The following is a 15,042-nucleotide window of genomic DNA, read 5'->3' on the forward strand; positions in this document are numbered from 1 at the left end:
TCCTACTATCCGGATGAAGAAAAGAGGATTACTTGTTTTGTTCCGCTTTTTCACGCTGTTCTTTTAGAACGGCTTTACGGGAAAGATTGACTCGTCCCTGTCTGTCGATTTCAGTAACCTTTACGAGCATTTCATCACCAATCTTAACAACATCTTCCACTTTTCCGACTCGTTCTTCAGCAAGCTCGGAAATATGCACGAGCCCGTCCTTACCAGCAAAAATCTCGACGAACGCGCCAAACTTTTCAACTCTTTTTACCTTACCGAGATACATTTCGCCTACTTCGACCTCGCGGACAATATCTTCTATAATCCGCTTTGCTTTTTGGTTCATCTCTTCATCGGAAGAAGCAATGAAAACCGTTCCGTCCTGCTCGATATCAATTTTTACACCGGTTTCTTCGATGATTTTATTAATTTGCTTTCCGCTCGGGCCAATAACATCCCTGATCTTGTCAGGATTGATTGTCATGATTAAGATCTTAGGAGCATATTTAGACAGCTGTGGCCTTGGTTCGGAAATCGTTGCGAGCATGGAGTCCAGGATTTGCATCCGGCCTTTTTGGGCTTGTTGAAGTGCTTCCTCAAGGATATCACGGGAAAGCCCTTCAATTTTAATATCCATCTGCAGTGCCGTTACCCCTTTAGAAGTTCCGGCAACTTTAAAGTCCATATCGCCAAGGTGGTCTTCCATCCCCTGGATATCAGTCAATACTGAATAATTTTCACCTGATTTAATTAGGCCCATTGCAATCCCCGCAACCGGTGCTTTAATAGGGACACCTGCATCCATCATAGCCAGAGTGCTGGCACAAATGCTTGCCTGGGAGGTTGATCCATTGGATTCAAGCACCTCAGAAACAAGGCGGATTGTATAAGGGAAGTCTTTTTCAGCCGGAATGACTGGTTCAAGCGCTTTTTCACCCAACGCGCCATGGCCGATTTCCCTTCGGCCCGGTCCCCTGATTGGCCCTGTTTCCCCGACAGAGAACAGAGGGAAATTATAGTGGTGCATAAATCGTTTTTCTTCTTCCAGTCCCAGGCCGTCAAGAATTTGGACGTCTCCCATCGCACCAAGCGTACAAACACTTAAGGCCTGTGTTTGACCACGTGTAAACAGGCCAGAGCCATGGGTACGCGGCAAAACACCAACCTGTGAGGATAGTGGGCGAATTTCATCCAGTTTCCGTCCATCCGGGCGGACTTTGTCTTCTGTAATCAGGCGGCGGACTTCATCTTTAACAAGATTGTCCAATATTTGTTTAACCTGCTTCAGGTCTTCATCCGTAGCTTCCTGTTCAATATATTTATCCAGGACCCGGTCTTTGACTTCTTTGATGGCTACTTCGCGTGCATGCTTTTCCTGTACCTGGATTGCGTCAATCATGTCTTTTTCACACAGCTCGAGTACTTCTGACTTTAAATCCTGGTCAACTTCATAAAGAGCAATCTTGCGTTTTTCCTTGCCGCATGCCTTAATGATTTCATCCTGGAACGCGATGAGCTTTTTAATTTCCTCATGTCCAAACATGATCGCTTCAAGCATAACTTCTTCCGGAACTTCCTGGGCACCAGCTTCAACCATGTTTATAGCATCCCTTGTCCCCGCAACAGCCAAGTGGATATCACTCGATTCGCTTTGCTCGACAGTCGGATTGATGACGAACTTGCCATCCACCCTGCCGACAATAACACCGGCTATCGGCCCTTGGAAAGGGATGTCGGATACACATAATGCCAAAGATGAACCGAACATGGCTGCCATATCTGATGGGCAATCCTGGTCCACGCTCATGACGATACTAATAACCTGAACATCATTCCGGAAACCTTCCGCAAATAGCGGTCTGATCGGACGATCAATAAGGCGGCTCGCAAGGATCGCTTTTTCACTTGGGCGTCCTTCACGTTTAATGAAGCCACCAGGAATTTTGCCTACGGCATAAAGGCGCTCTTCATAGTTCACTGTTAACGGGAAAAAGTCGACGTTTCTTGGTTCTCTCGAAGCTGTTGCGGTACTAAGTACAGCGGTATCACCGTAACGGACAAGCACCGCTCCATTCGCCTGCTTTGCAAGCTGTCCTGTTTCGACGGTCAGTTTACGTCCCGCCCAGTCCATGGAAAACTCTTGTTTCGTTGATTCCATATAGTTATTCCCCTCTTTCTGGCTCTATGCATTCAAAATGCAACTCATTTATTTCATAACAAATTAATGTTAGTATGCTCAAATTGTAAGTAACTTAAAATATGTATAGAGACTTGGCCATATTTTTACCTAACAAAAAAGCGGGAAAAATCCCGCTTTTTTTGACTATCGACGTAAGCCAAGCTTATTGATTAACACACGGTAGCGTTGAACGTCATTGTTACGCAGGTAAGTCAAAAGGTTACGGCGCTTACCAACCATTTTCAGAAGACCACGGCGTGAGTGGTGATCTTTCTTGTGTGTGCGCAAGTGATCGTTCAAATTGTTAATCGATTCTGTAAGGACAGCGATTTGGACCTCTGGGGATCCAGTGTCGTTTTCATGAGTTTTGAACTCATTGATCAATTCGTTTTTACGTTCTTGTGTGATTGCCATCCTGGTTCACCTCCTAAAATTTCAATCCCCATTTACTGAGCAAACGTCGGTGACTCGTCTTGCCAAGCAAAGGTTCTTTTTAATACGTTTATAAGAATACATCTTTTTCTTGCAAAAAGCAAGCATTATCATTGAACTGCTCGTTACGGTGTAAGGGTCAATCCCCGCTTATTCCAAAGTATGCCGCGGTACGCTGTTTATCCAGCGAGATTTGGGCAACAAGCTCCTCGATACCTAAGAACTTCTTTTCTTCCCTCAAACGTTTGTGCCACTCAATTGTTGCCTGTTCCCCATAGATTTCATCATTAAAATGGAAAATATGAACCTCAAAGGAGCGCTTAGGTTGATCAATCTCGAATGTAGGACGATAACCGACATTACAGACCCCATAATACCAAGTTCCGCGGATTCTGACGCGGACCGCATATACTCCTGGTGAAGGCAGGACATACGGGTCATTAAACTCTATATTTGCTGTAGGGAATCCAATTGTCCTGCCGCGTTTATCTCCATGGGCGACTATTCCGGCAGTTGTATACGGCCTTCCCAAGAGGCCCTTAGCCTCGTCTGTCAGTCCATTGGAAATGAGTCCTCTGATTTTTGTTGAACTGACCTTCTCCTCGTCCTTGGCCAATTTTTCGACAGTAGCATAGGAAAACATTCCCCTTGAATGAAAGGGCAGAGTTTCCATCGTTCCTTTTCCCATCCGGCCGTAAGTATAGTCAAAACCAGCAGAAACATGAACGATGTTCAGCCCGATAATATATTGATCAACAAATTCCTGAGGAGTCAGACTTGCAAACTGAGTTGAAAAATCAATAATGAACAAATAATCTACTCCGAGTTGTTCAATAAGAGAAATCTTTTCAGGCAGAGGAGTAATATGTTTTACTTCCTGTTTCACTTGTCCTAGCACGGCCTTCGGATGGGGATAAAAGGTCATAACCGCTGATTCCAAACCCTTTTCTCGTGCTATTTCCATCGCATTGCCTATGACTTTTTGATGGCCTAAATGGACACCGTCAAAATACCCAAGAGCAGCAGCTGTTGCCGGCAATTTATTTTTATCCTTGTAATGGGGATAACCCAGCCTAATTACTTCCACAATGGTTCACCTTTCCTGAGAAAAACCTATTCCCCAGCTAAAATACATGTCAGGGGAAAAGTATTTATGAAATTTCCTATTCAATCCGGAGCACTTTTACTGGCTTCATCAGCTCTTCTTTGTCCGGATGTTTACGATAAATGGCGAGAACTTCCCCTGCCATATTTTCGACAGCAATCGGGCCGGCTTCTTTGCCAAACTGCTCAGGCAGCGGCAGTCGCGCGCCATTCTTCACTTTCTCTGCTACTTTATCACTTATCCTGTATTTCGGCAAATGCATTAATGCAGACTCAATCGGCCTTAAAGCATTGAGTATTTCACCTTTCTCAACGAGTTCTTCTATTTCACTAAAACGGAAACAGTCCTCTAGGGTATAAGAGGCCGATCGGGTCCTCACAAGAGAAGACATATGGGCTGGAAAACCAAGCCGTTCGCCAATCATGACGGCCAAAGTTCTAATATATGTACCTTTACTGCATTCCGCCCTAAACCGGAAAGCTATTTTATCACCGCTGAACTCCGTCCGGCCATCCAGTAATTCGAGTTTATAAATATTCACTTTCCTTGACGGACGCTCAATTACCTCGCCTTTTCGGGCATACTCATACAGGCGTTTCCCATTCACTTTTACAGCCGAATACATTGGCGGAATTTGGACAATTTCTCCTGTCAGTGAGGCAAGCACATCAAGGACTTCCTGCCTAGTGATGGTACGATTAATGGCTATCTCTTCAATAATCTCTCCAGAAGCATCCTCTGTTTCTGTTGAAACTCCAAGAGTAACTTCTCCTTCATACGCCTTGCCCGCGTCGGTAATATATTCGGCCACTTTGGTCGCCCTTCCTATGCAGATTGGGAGGACCCCCGTTACATCAGGGTCAAGTGTGCCTGTGTGGCCAACCTTTTTTGTCTTTAATAGTTTCCGGAGTTTAAAGACACAGTCGTGGGAGGTAAGGCCTGCTGGTTTATATAGTGGCAAAATTCCTTCCATTTCACCTGCTCCTTTCAAGTTTTAACTATGATTTCCGCTGCGGGCACACGCTTTCCGCGGGGCGTCAGTGGAGCCTCCTCGGCGCTATAGCGCCTGTGGGGTCTCCACCTTGCCGCCGCATCCCGCAGGACAAACCCGCCTCTTCGAATAATCATCGCACGAAGAAAATGCGATAGCATTTTCGAGGAGGCGGTGCCCTCCGCTTCAATCATCTGATTACACTCCATATCTTTTTTTATTTCCAGATTAAAGCTCAAAAAAGATGGATAGACTTCCGTCTATCCATCCGCTTTACTCCTCTTTATCGTTTCCAGATTGTTTTTCTTCGTTATGGATTTTTGTGAGGAGTGTTTCAATTCTGTTTCCGTAGTCAATGGATTCATCAAATTCGAAAGCAATTTCCGGGGTTTTGCGGAGCCTGATCCTGTTTCCAATTTCGGAACGGATGAAACCTTTGGCTTTTGCGAGTCCCTTTAGGGTGTTTTCCCGTTGTTCCTCATCGCCCAACACTGAAATATATACAGTTGCCTGCTGAAGGTCACCAGTTACCTGGACATCGGTTACGGTAACGAAGCCGATGCGCGGGTCCTTAATTTTTCGGCCGATGATTTCACCAAGTTCCTTTTTCAATTGCTCTCCAACCCGGTTCGCTCTAAGACTCATCTATGTCACCTCTTTTTAAAGCCATTCTATATCGGTGATGGTTCTTTCTATTTCCGGAAAGGAATCAATCAATTTTAGGGCATTCTGTATTTCCTTTTCAGCAGGGACTTTCGAGGAGGCCACGGCAGCTAACGCTATAGCGGTACGCTGCCAGGCATCCTGATAATCCACTTCAGAAACGGAAACGTTCAGTCTTTGCCTGATGCGGGTCATGATCCTTTGCAGGACTGCCCGCTTATCCTTAAGCGAGCCGGCATCATAAATGATGCACTCGCATCTTGCAAGGCCCACAATCATTTCCTTTCCACTTCCTCCATTACAAATGCTTCGATGATATCTCCTTCTTTGACATCATTAAAGTTTTTAATGGTGATTCCGCACTCGTACCCCTGTGCCACTTCTTTGGCATCATCCTTAAATCTCTTAAGGGCATCGACTGTTCCTTCAAAAATAACTACGCCATCGCGGATGAGGCGCACGCCACTGTCACGGGTGATTTTTCCATCTGTGACATATGAACCGGCAATCGTTCCAATTTTAGATACTTTGAAGGTCTGGCGCACTTCGGCCTGGCCAATGATTTTCTCCTGGAATTCCGGATCCAGCATTCCTTTCATTGCGGCTTCAATTTCTTCAATGACTTTATAAATGACCCTGTGCAGGCGTACATCTACCTTTTCCGCGTCTGCAGCCCGTTTGGCGTTCGCATCCGGTCGTACGTTGAAACCAACGACAATTGCATTGGAAGCTGCTGCGAGGGTAATGTCAGACTCATTGATTGCTCCCGCGCCCGAATGGATAATCCGGACATTGACGCCTTCAACATCAATTTTCATCAGTGAAGCGGCCATCGCTTCAGCGGTCCCCTGAACATCCGCTTTGATAATGATGTTTAAATCTTTCATTTCCCCTTGCTTTAACTGTTCAAACAAGTTATCAAGGCTGACGCGGGTTTTCTCACCGCGGGAAGCAGCCAAAGATTGCTGGGCGCGTGCTTCACCAACATGGCGTGCGGTTTTCTCGTCATCAAATACAACAAAGCGGTCCCCTGCTTGTGGAACGTCACTTAAACCGGTAATTTCTACCGGAGTGGAAGGACCTGCCTCTTTTACGCGGCGCCCTTTGTCATTGACCATTGCGCGCACGCGGCCGAATGTGGCACCAACAACGATTGGGTCACCAATTTTAAGGGTTCCATTTTGGACAAGCAAGGTTGCAACCGAACCGCGCCCTTTATCCAATTGGGCTTCAATAACCGTTCCCACTGCTTTACGGTTCGGATTTGCTTTGTACTCTTCAACTTCACTTACGAGAAGAATCATTTCCAACAAGCTGTCGATTCCTTCCCTATTCTTAGCCGAAATCGGAACAAAAATCGTATCACCGCCCCAAGCTTCAGGGACTAATCCGTGCTCAGTCAGCTCCTGCATGACTCGGTCAGGATTTGCTGCCGGCTTATCCATTTTATTCACCGCTACGATGATTGGAACCTCCGCCGCCTTGGCATGGTTGATCGCCTCTACAGTCTGCGGCATGACGCCGTCATCAGCTGCCACAACAAGAATGGTGATATCGGTAATTTTTGCTCCACGAGCACGCATCGTTGTAAATGCTGCGTGTCCAGGAGTGTCCAGGAAAGTGATTTTTTTGCCGTTTTCTACCACTTGATAAGCACCGATATGCTGAGTAATCCCGCCTGCTTCACCTTCCGTTACCTTCGTATGGCGGATGGAATCAAGCAGGGTGGTTTTCCCATGGTCAACGTGTCCCATAATCGTTACAACTGAAGGCCTTTCAACCAAGTCACCTGATTCGTCCTCAGTGAAATAAACCTCAAGGTCGGTTGTATCAATCTTAATTTCCTCTTCCACTTCCACTCCATATTCACTTGCAATGAGTTCAATTGCATCTTTATCGAGTTCTTGGTTAATGGTGGCCATTACACCTAGAAGGAAAAGTTTCTTAATGATTTCAGAAGGCTCCCGGTACAGCTTTTTCGCCAGCTCCGCGACTGTCAGCGATTCACTGAAAGTAATTTTTGCCGGAAGTTCCCTTTCCTTTCGAACCGGTGGAGCGGCCTGCTGCTGATGCTGCTTTTTGCCAGGTCTGTTCCTGTTTTGGCCCTGGTTTGGCCTATTAGGAGCTTTCCCTTTATTGAACGGTTTATTTTCATTCTTTTTATTATCTGCCGGCTTAGGAGCAGATGGCCTGTTTGGCCTTTGTTGGTTTGAAGCCCCGCCTTGTTGCGGCCTGCCCTGCTGCACGCCCTGGCTGCGGTTTTGCTGTCCGCCCTGTGGACGGCTCTGCTGGCCTTGAGCACCCGGACGGCTTGCTTGCGGCCTGCCTTGTCCGCTTTGCTGGTTTCGGTTTTGCTGGGTCCCCTGCCCGCGTCCCTGCTGGCTGCCCTGCTGGCTGCCCTGAGGCCTTCCATCTCTGCTCCCTTGCGGACGGTTATCCCTATTCCCTTGAGGGCGGCTTTGCTGGCTGGTCTGGGACCGCCCTTGCCCTTCCTGGTTACCTTGCGGACGGTTTTGCTGGCTGCCCTGAGGCCTTCCCTCACGGCTAGCTTGCGGACGGCCCTGCTGGCTTCCCTGCTGCTGCTTTGGCTGCTGAGGCTTTGCCTGCCTTTCATCCTTCTTATTGAAGATGGCTTCCAATTTATTATAGGCGTCCTTTTCAATTGTAGACATATGGTTAGAAACTTCTACATTCATATCTTTCAGTTTTGCAATAACATCTTTACTAGAAACATTGTATTTCTTTGCGTATTCGTATACACGTGTTTTACTCATTCTTTCACCCCCGCTGAAATTAATCGAGCAGTGTCATTAGTTTTTTCGCAAACCCTTCATCCAATACAGCAACTACCACACGTGCTTCCTTTCCAATTGCCGAACCGAGGTCATACCTGTTATCGACTATTTTCCACGGTACGTGAAAGGATTTGCACTTATCGGTGATTTTTTTAGATGTATTAGCGGAAGCATCTGCGGATAACAGGATGAGCTTTGCCTTATTGCTTCGGATTTCCTTTATGGAAAGCTCTTCTCCTGAAATGACTTTTCGTGCCCGATTTGCCAAGCCAAGCAATGACATCCATTGATTTGATTTCATCAGGATTGCCGTTTCTCCTTTTCCATAAGCTCAAGGAGCTCGTCATATAAAGCTGAATCTATATCAGTTTGCAAATGGTTTGCCAGTGCATTTTTCTTCTTTGCCAAAAGGATTGCTTCACGGTCTAAAGACAAGTACGCGCCGCGGCCCGATTTTTTTCCTGTCAGGTCGACTGAAACGTCTCCTTCTTTTGAGCGGACGATGCGAACAAGTTCTTTTTTGGGTTTCATTTCCCCTGTTGCGACACATTTACGCATCGGAACTTTTCTCATTTTGTTCACGTCTATTCCCTCCGCTTATTACTCTTTATCGTCTTCGTAATCGTAATCTTCATCTTCTTCGTAAAAATCTTCCTCTTCGTCAAAAAGCCTAATCGTTTCTTCACGAGGGAAAATACCCATTTCTCTTGCCTCGGTTTCAGCCTTGATATCGATTTTCCAGCCAGTTAGCTTTGCCGCTAGGCGTGCATTCTGTCCCCGCTTGCCGATTGCAAGGGAAAGCTGGTAATCCGGAACGATGACTGTTGTTGCCTTTTCACCTTCGTTCACAAGTACATCAAGCACTTTGGACGGACTGAGCGCATTCGCCACGAAAACAACCGGATCTTCCGACCATTTGACGATATCGATTTTTTCCCCTTTCAGTTCATTCACGACAGCTTGGACTCTCGTCCCTTTAGGGCCGACGCAAGAACCAACCGGATCGACTTCCTCATTTTCCGAATGGACGGAAATTTTGGATCTGTCTCCTGCTTCGCGGGCTACTGATTTGATTTCAACCGTACCGTCATAAATCTCTGGCACTTCAATTTCAAATAGCCGCTTCAACAAGCCTGGATGCGTTCTGGACACAAAGATTTGGGGACCCTTTGTTGTTTTTTCCACTTTTGTAATAAACACCTTAATCCTGTCATGGGGTTTATAATGCTCATTTGGCATTTGCTCATTGACCGGAAGAAGTGCTTCAATTTTTCCAAGGCTGACGTAGATGAACTTGGAATCAATCCTTTGGACGATTCCTGTCATAATATCCTCTTCACGATCGATAAATTCCGAATAAATGATGCCCCGCTCCGCTTCACGGACACGCTGGGTCACAACCTGCTTCGCTGTCTGGGCGGCAATCCTACCGAAGTCTTTCGGCGTTACTTCCATTTCAACTACATCTTCCACTTGGTAATTCGGATTGATTTCCCGGGCTTCATCAATGGAAATCTCCAGCCGCGGATCAAAAACTTCATCGACAACTTCTTTCCGGGCAAAAACACGCATCAACCCATTATCGGTATTAATATCGATTCTTACATTTTGCGCCTGATTGAAGTTTCTTCGGTATGCCGATATTAGGGCCGCTTCAATTGCTTCAATTAATACATCTCTGGAAATACCCTTGTCTCTTTCCAGTATTGTCAGAGCATCTAAAAGTTCGCTGCTCATTGGTACTTATCCCCCTTTAGTCAGTCATGAGTTATCTTAAGTCCAGGATCACAGTGTGTAAATATTCCCATGCGAATATTTGCCTGCAGGGCTGAATTAGCCAAACGTGACTGCAAGCCTGGCGTTTGCCACCTTGTCAAAAGGAATCTCAACTGTCTTTTTACGTGTCTTTATTTTGATTTCCAGTTTTACGGTTTCACCGTCAAAATCAAGCAAAATGCCCTCAAATGACTTTTCTCCATCAATCGGCTCATATGTTTTCACGTAAACATTTTTTCCGATGGAATCTCGGTAATCCTTCTCCTTTTTTAGCGGCCTTTCGGCACCAGGTGAAGACACTTCAAGAAAATAATTGTGGGGGATTGGATCAAGTTCATCCAACTTTTCACTTACACGTTCACTGACGATTCCGCATTCTTCTATGTCGACCCCGTTCTCCTTGTCAATGTATAGCCGCAAAAACCAATCCCGGCCTTCTTTTACATATTCAATATCAACTAATTCCAATCCAAGTTCTTCTACAATCGGGGTAGCCAAATTTTCTACTATTTCTGTCACTTTACTCATTGCTAACCTCCTTTACTGCTACTAACCGGTATTTTGCACTACTAACGGAGACTTTTATCATTTATACCCGAAAAATGCCCTGGACAACAACGAAAGAGTGGGTTTCCCCACTCTTCCGGACATTTTGCTTAGTATTTCCAATAAAACTATACCATACACAATTACTGAAAGCAAATGAAGCGGACTGCCTGAAAACCCCTAAAAAAGGGAAAGCTGGTTCTGCTCGGGAAGTGCGTCAAGGCAACCTTGTTTGTCAAGATATTCAATGACGGTTTTAGAAACTTTTCCACGCTGCTGGAGGTCTTCTTTTGAAAGGAATTCTCCTTCTTCCCTTGCTTTGACGATATTCACTGCTGCATTCGTTCCAAGCCCAGGGATTGAATTGAAAGGAGGGATCAATGTTGTTCCCTCAATTGTGAATTCAGACGCAGAAGACTTGTACAAGTCGATTTTTTGGAACGAAAATCCGCGCTCACACATTTCAAGGGCCAATTCAAGAACAGTCAGCAAGTTTTTCTCTTTAGGAGCCGCATCAAGGCCCTTTGCATTGATTTCCTCAATGATCGCCCTGATGGCTTCAGAGCCCCTGGCCATTGCTTCAATATCAAAATCCTCCGCCCGGACAGTAAAATACGCTGCATAATATAAAAGAGGGAGGTGTACCTTAAAGTAGGCAATTCTTACAGCCATTAAAACATAAGCAGCCGCGTGCGCCTTGGGGAACATGTACTTAATTTTCTTACATGAATCGATATACCATTCAGGCACTTCGTTTTTTCGCATTTCCGCTTCCATTTCCTCTGTAAGTCCTTTTCCTTTACGGACTGACTCCATAATTTTGAAAGCGAGGGCAGGTTCTAGGCCCTGGTAAATCAAATAAACCATAATGTCATCCCGGCAGCCGATGACCTCGCTCAGTGTACAGATTTTGTTATGGATCAATTCTTGAGCATTTCCAAGCCATACATCCGTCCCATGGGACAATCCGGATATCTGGACAAGCTCTGAGAACGTCGTCGGTTTCGTATCTTCAAGCATTTGCCTGACGAACCTTGTTCCGAATTCCGGAATACCCAATGTTCCTGTTTTACACATAATTTGTTCTTCTGTCACGCCCAGTGATTCCGTCCCGCTGAAAATCTTCATGACCTCAGGGTCATCAGTCGGAATTGTTTTCGGATCGATGCCGCTAAGATCCTGGAGCATACGGATGACGGTCGGATCATCGTGGCCAAGTATATCGAGTTTCAGCAAGTTATCATGGATGGAATGGAAATCAAAATGGGTCGTTTTCCATTCCGACGTGGCCGCATCGGCAGGGAATTGAATTGGCGAAAAGTCATAGATATCCATATAGTCCGGGACAACAATGATTCCCCCCGGGTGCTGTCCGGTTGTCCGCTTAACACCGACACAGCCGGAAGCGAGCCTGTCAATCTCCGCGCCCCTCAATTGAAGATTATTCTCCTGCTGATACGCTTTTACGTAACCGAAAGCCGTTTTATCAGCAACCGTGCCAATTGTTCCAGCGCGATAGACATACTCTTCTCCGAATAATTCCTTCGTATAGTTATGCGCCCTTGGCTGGTATTCCCCGGAGAAGTTAAGGTCAATATCCGGAACCTTGTCCCCCTTAAAGCCGAGGAAGGTCTCAAACGGAATATCATGGCCATCCTTCCGGTATTTAGCCCCGCATTCAGGACAGTTTTTATCAGGCAGGTCGAACCCGGAACCAACTGACCCATCATTAAAGAACTCAGAGTGCTTGCACTTTACACAAACATAATGAGGTGGAAGCGGATTTACCTCGGTGATTTCCGTCATTGTCGCAACAAAGGAGGAACCGACCGAACCCCTCGATCCAACCAGATACCCATCATCAAGTGATTTCTTTACAAGTTTATGAGAAATGAGATAAATAACCGCAAAGCCATGGCCAATGATACTCTTTAATTCTTTTTCCAGTCGGGCCTCGACAATTTCAGGCAGAGGATCCCCGTAGATTCTGCGCGCCATCGAATAACTCATTTCCCGCATTTCCTCATCGGCGCCTTCAATTTTAGGCGTATAGAGGTCATCCTTGATTGGCTTAATCGCATCAATCATATCTGCAATTTTATTCGTGTTTTCCACAACAATTTCCTTAGCTTTTTTTGTGCCAAGGAAACTGAAAGCATCGAGCATCTCGTTGGTTGTCCTAAAGTGGACATCAGGAAGATTATGCCTGTTCAGAGGATTGGCGCCGCCCTGCGAATTGACAAGGATCTTCCGGTAGATTTTATCGTTTTCATTCAGGTAATGGACATTCCCGGTTGCGACAACCGGCAGTTCCAATTTTTCACCCAGTTTTACGACATTGCCGATAATCTCCTCAAGTGCCCTTTCGTCCCTGACCAGTTCCATTTCGAGCAATGGAGCGTAAACGGGTTTCGGCATAACCTCCAGGTAGTCGTAAAACCCAGCTGCTTCTTCAACTTCATCCGGCGACTTTTGCATCATCCCTTGAAAAACTTCGCCGCGGTCACATCCCGAGCCGACTAGAATTCCTTCCCGGTACTTCTGCAAAACAGACCTTGGAATGCGTGGAACCCGAAAAAAATAGTTGATCAGCGAAATTGAAATGAGCTTGAATAAGTTTTTTAACCCTGTCTCATTTTGGGCAAGGAGTGTGCAATGGTAAGGACGCGCGCGCTTGAACGCATTGCCTTTCCCCATGTTGTCGTTGAATTGATCGTGGTACTCAATGCCCTGTTCAAGTGAGTCCTTCAACATCCTCATCAATAAATAGCCTGTTGCCTCGGCATCGTAAATGGCCCGGTGATGCTGGGTTAGCTCCACATCAAATTTCTTCGCCAATGTATTCAGGCGGTGGTTTTTCATTTCCGGATACAGGAAACGAGCGAGTTCCAATGTATCAATGACAGGGTTCTTCGCTTTCTCAAAGCCCAGTTTTCTATACACTGTATTCAGGAATCCCATATCGAAAGAGGCATTATGAGCGACGAAAATTGAATCGGCCGTCCATTCCCTGAACCGTTGAACAACTTCCCCTACTTCTGGGGCGTTTTGCACCATATCATCTGTGATGCCTGTTAAATTAATGGTTGTGGCTGACAATCTGTGATGAGGATTCGCAAAAGACTCAAAGCGGTCAATAATTTCCCCATCCTTAATCTTGACAGCTGCCAATTCAATAATCGTGTCATAAACGGCGGATAATCCGGTCGTTTCGACGTCAAAGACAACGTAGGTTTCATCGGCGAGCTTCCTGTGTGAATCGTTATAGGCTATTGGAACACCATCATCCACAAGATTCGCTTCAATCCCATAAAGTATCTTTATGTCATTTTTCTTGCCTGCAGCAAAAGCCTCCGGGAAAGATTGAGCGACAGCATGGTCCGTAATAGCGATTGCCGGGTGGCCCCATTTCTTCGCCTGCTCGACGAGTGAGGCAACAGGAGTGACGGCATCCATTTGGCTCATCGGGGTATGGAGATGCAGCTCAACCCGCTTTTCCTCTGGCGGTGCACTATCCTGCCTAGTGACTGGCCTGATTTCATTGACATCATTGCCAATCATTATCAGATCGCGGACGAACGTATCGTTTTGAATGCTTCCGCGGACCCTTGCCCACATGCCTTTCTTCACCCGCTGATAAAGGGCTGCGTCCTCTTTATCCCGCGAGAACATTTTTACCATGATCGAACTAGTGTAGTCTGTTATCTTAAACGTCAGCAATGTCCGGCCACTTCTAAGCTCCCGTGTTTCCGCATCAAAAATATACCCTTCAATTGCGATTCTTCGTTCTTCATCGACAATCTCAATAAGGTTGCGGAAATCGGCATCCCCTTTTATCGTCAACCCAATAACGAGCGGCCCATCTCCCCCTGCTCCATTTCGGTCTTTTTCGGCCTCGCGTTTCTGCATTTCCATGAGGGCAAGCATGGCTCTTTCGTCGTCCTCTTTTTGCTTTGCCTCCATGAATTGCTGATATTCCTCGTTTTTTTCCTCTTCCTGTAGCTCTACATCCACAACAAGAAATGGAAATCCGAAAGACTGATAGATAGAGGAAAAAAGTGCGCTGTATTTGCCTTTTATGGCGCCGCCTTCCGTTTCATTCCTAACCTTAACCAAAAGCTTCGTGCCATGAAGTTCAGGCATTTGCCCGTACAAAAGATTCATGAGCGGAGGGGCCATGCCATCAATTTCATTTAGGCATCTCTTCCAGTAATCCCAAATCATTTCTTTCGTAAAAGCCTGGTCTAAAACATTTATTTCAAAAGAGACAACCTCTGCATAAGATGAAAATTTCTCTTTAAGCTGTGTTTCGAGCATAGTAAAAAGGCTGGCAGGAAGAATCTTGCCGATTGTAAATAAAAAATGCCACTTTTTTTGTTTTCTGCTGATTTGCACCTGGTCTATCCGGGCATTTTCAAAATGAGGGACAATCGCGTCGTCTGTCATGCCTAGCTGTTGCAGTAAAATTAGAAACCGTTCTATTCTTTCATCTGAATGGGTGTTCATTCTTCACTCTCCCCATCTAGTACTGTCTATTTTTCAAAAGTTAATTATATCATAGAAACCG

At 45.8% G+C, this 15,042-nt stretch carries 13 protein-coding genes; all 13 read right to left on the reverse strand.

What is annotated here, in order from left to right; translation table 11 throughout:
- Window positions 1-28: 28 nt before the first annotated feature.
- The 13 genes from pnp to D1B31_RS16935 all read right to left on the reverse strand — a co-directional run bounded on the left by pnp (window position 29) and on the right by D1B31_RS16935 (window position 14,981).
- Window positions 29-2,146 (reverse strand): polyribonucleotide nucleotidyltransferase, encoded by a 2,118-nt coding sequence (gene pnp, locus D1B31_RS16875; protein ID WP_118922558.1) that lies wholly within the window; start codon window positions 2,144-2,146, stop codon window positions 29-31.
- 165 nt (window positions 2,147-2,311) lie between these two features.
- The gene (rpsO, locus tag D1B31_RS16880; RefSeq protein WP_118922560.1) at window positions 2,312-2,581 is read right to left on the reverse strand and encodes a 30S ribosomal protein S15; all 270 of its coding nucleotides are present in this window, start codon (window positions 2,579-2,581) and stop codon (window positions 2,312-2,314) included.
- 157 nt (window positions 2,582-2,738) lie between these two features.
- The gene (ribF, locus tag D1B31_RS16885) at window positions 2,739-3,686 is read right to left on the reverse strand and encodes a bifunctional riboflavin kinase/FAD synthetase (protein ID WP_118922562.1); all 948 of its coding nucleotides are present in this window, start codon (window positions 3,684-3,686) and stop codon (window positions 2,739-2,741) included.
- A gap of 76 nt (window positions 3,687-3,762) precedes the next feature.
- Window positions 3,763-4,677: a tRNA pseudouridine(55) synthase TruB gene (gene truB / locus D1B31_RS16890; protein ID WP_118922564.1), complete on the reverse strand. Its 915-nt coding sequence runs from the start codon at window positions 4,675-4,677 to the stop codon at window positions 3,763-3,765.
- 14 nt (window positions 4,678-4,691) lie between these two features.
- Entirely contained in the window at window positions 4,692-4,889 is a 198-nt protein-coding gene (locus D1B31_RS24355; protein ID WP_118922566.1) for a hypothetical protein, read from the reverse strand.
- Window positions 4,890-4,968: 79 nt separating this feature from the next.
- The gene (gene rbfA, locus D1B31_RS16900; protein WP_118922568.1) at window positions 4,969-5,340 is read right to left on the reverse strand and encodes a 30S ribosome-binding factor RbfA; all 372 of its coding nucleotides are present in this window, start codon (window positions 5,338-5,340) and stop codon (window positions 4,969-4,971) included.
- 15 nt (window positions 5,341-5,355) lie between these two features.
- Entirely contained in the window at window positions 5,356-5,634 is a 279-nt protein-coding gene (locus tag D1B31_RS16905; protein ID WP_192894794.1) for a DUF503 domain-containing protein, read from the reverse strand.
- Window positions 5,634-8,132 carry a translation initiation factor IF-2 gene (infB, locus tag D1B31_RS16910; protein WP_118922572.1) on the reverse strand — a complete coding sequence of 833 codons (2,499 nt, stop codon included), beginning with the start codon at window positions 8,130-8,132 and terminating at the stop codon, window positions 5,634-5,636. Before infB ends, D1B31_RS16905 begins: the two co-directional genes overlap by 1 nt.
- A gap of 19 nt (window positions 8,133-8,151) precedes the next feature.
- Window positions 8,152-8,454, reverse strand: a complete 303-nt coding sequence (locus D1B31_RS16915; RefSeq protein WP_118922574.1) for a YlxQ family RNA-binding protein — start codon at window positions 8,452-8,454, stop codon at window positions 8,152-8,154.
- Window positions 8,454-8,735, reverse strand: a complete 282-nt coding sequence (gene rnpM / locus D1B31_RS16920) for an RNase P modulator RnpM (protein WP_118922576.1) — start codon at window positions 8,733-8,735, stop codon at window positions 8,454-8,456. Before rnpM ends, D1B31_RS16915 begins: the two co-directional genes overlap by 1 nt.
- Window positions 8,736-8,753: 18 nt before the next feature.
- Window positions 8,754-9,890 (reverse strand): transcription termination factor NusA, encoded by a 1,137-nt coding sequence (nusA, locus tag D1B31_RS16925; protein ID WP_118922578.1) that lies wholly within the window; start codon window positions 9,888-9,890, stop codon window positions 8,754-8,756.
- Between the two features lie 96 nt (window positions 9,891-9,986).
- A complete protein-coding gene (gene rimP / locus D1B31_RS16930; RefSeq protein ID WP_118922580.1) occupies window positions 9,987-10,457 on the reverse strand; it encodes a ribosome maturation factor RimP in 471 nt (156 codons plus the stop codon).
- 198 nt (window positions 10,458-10,655) lie between these two features.
- On the reverse strand, window positions 10,656-14,981 hold the full coding sequence (locus tag D1B31_RS16935) for a PolC-type DNA polymerase III (protein ID WP_118922582.1): 4,326 nt from the start codon (window positions 14,979-14,981) through the stop codon (window positions 10,656-10,658).
- Window positions 14,982-15,042 lie beyond the last annotated feature (61 nt).

Source organism: Neobacillus notoginsengisoli, from assembly GCF_003515685.1.
Taxonomy (GTDB): Bacteria; Bacillota; Bacilli; order Bacillales; family Cytobacillaceae; genus Bacillus_D; species Bacillus_D notoginsengisoli.

What these genes read in the sequence shown, in the direction of transcription:
- pnp (WP_118922558.1), bottom strand. Translation starts at nt 2,146, where the DNA reads ATGGAATCAACGAAACAAGAGTTTTCCATGGACTGGGCGGGACGTAAA.
- rpsO (WP_118922560.1), bottom strand. Translation starts at nt 2,581, where the DNA reads ATGGCAATCACACAAGAACGTAAAAACGAATTGATCAATGAGTTCAAA.
- truB (WP_118922564.1), bottom strand. Translation starts at nt 4,677, where the DNA reads ATGGAAGGAATTTTGCCACTATATAAACCAGCAGGCCTTACCTCCCAC.
- D1B31_RS24355 (WP_118922566.1), bottom strand. Translation starts at nt 4,889, where the DNA reads ATGATTGAAGCGGAGGGCACCGCCTCCTCGAAAATGCTATCGCATTTT.
- rbfA (WP_118922568.1), bottom strand. Translation starts at nt 5,340, where the DNA reads ATGAGTCTTAGAGCGAACCGGGTTGGAGAGCAATTGAAAAAGGAACTT.
- infB (WP_118922572.1), bottom strand. Translation starts at nt 8,132, where the DNA reads ATGAGTAAAACACGTGTATACGAATACGCAAAGAAATACAATGTTTCT.
- D1B31_RS16915 (WP_118922574.1), bottom strand. Translation starts at nt 8,454, where the DNA reads ATGAAATCAAATCAATGGATGTCATTGCTTGGCTTGGCAAATCGGGCA.
- nusA (WP_118922578.1), bottom strand. Translation starts at nt 9,890, where the DNA reads ATGAGCAGCGAACTTTTAGATGCTCTGACAATACTGGAAAGAGACAAG.
- rimP (WP_118922580.1), bottom strand. Translation starts at nt 10,457, where the DNA reads ATGAGTAAAGTGACAGAAATAGTAGAAAATTTGGCTACCCCGATTGTA.
- D1B31_RS16935 (WP_118922582.1), bottom strand. Translation starts at nt 14,981, where the DNA reads ATGAACACCCATTCAGATGAAAGAATAGAACGGTTTCTAATTTTACTG.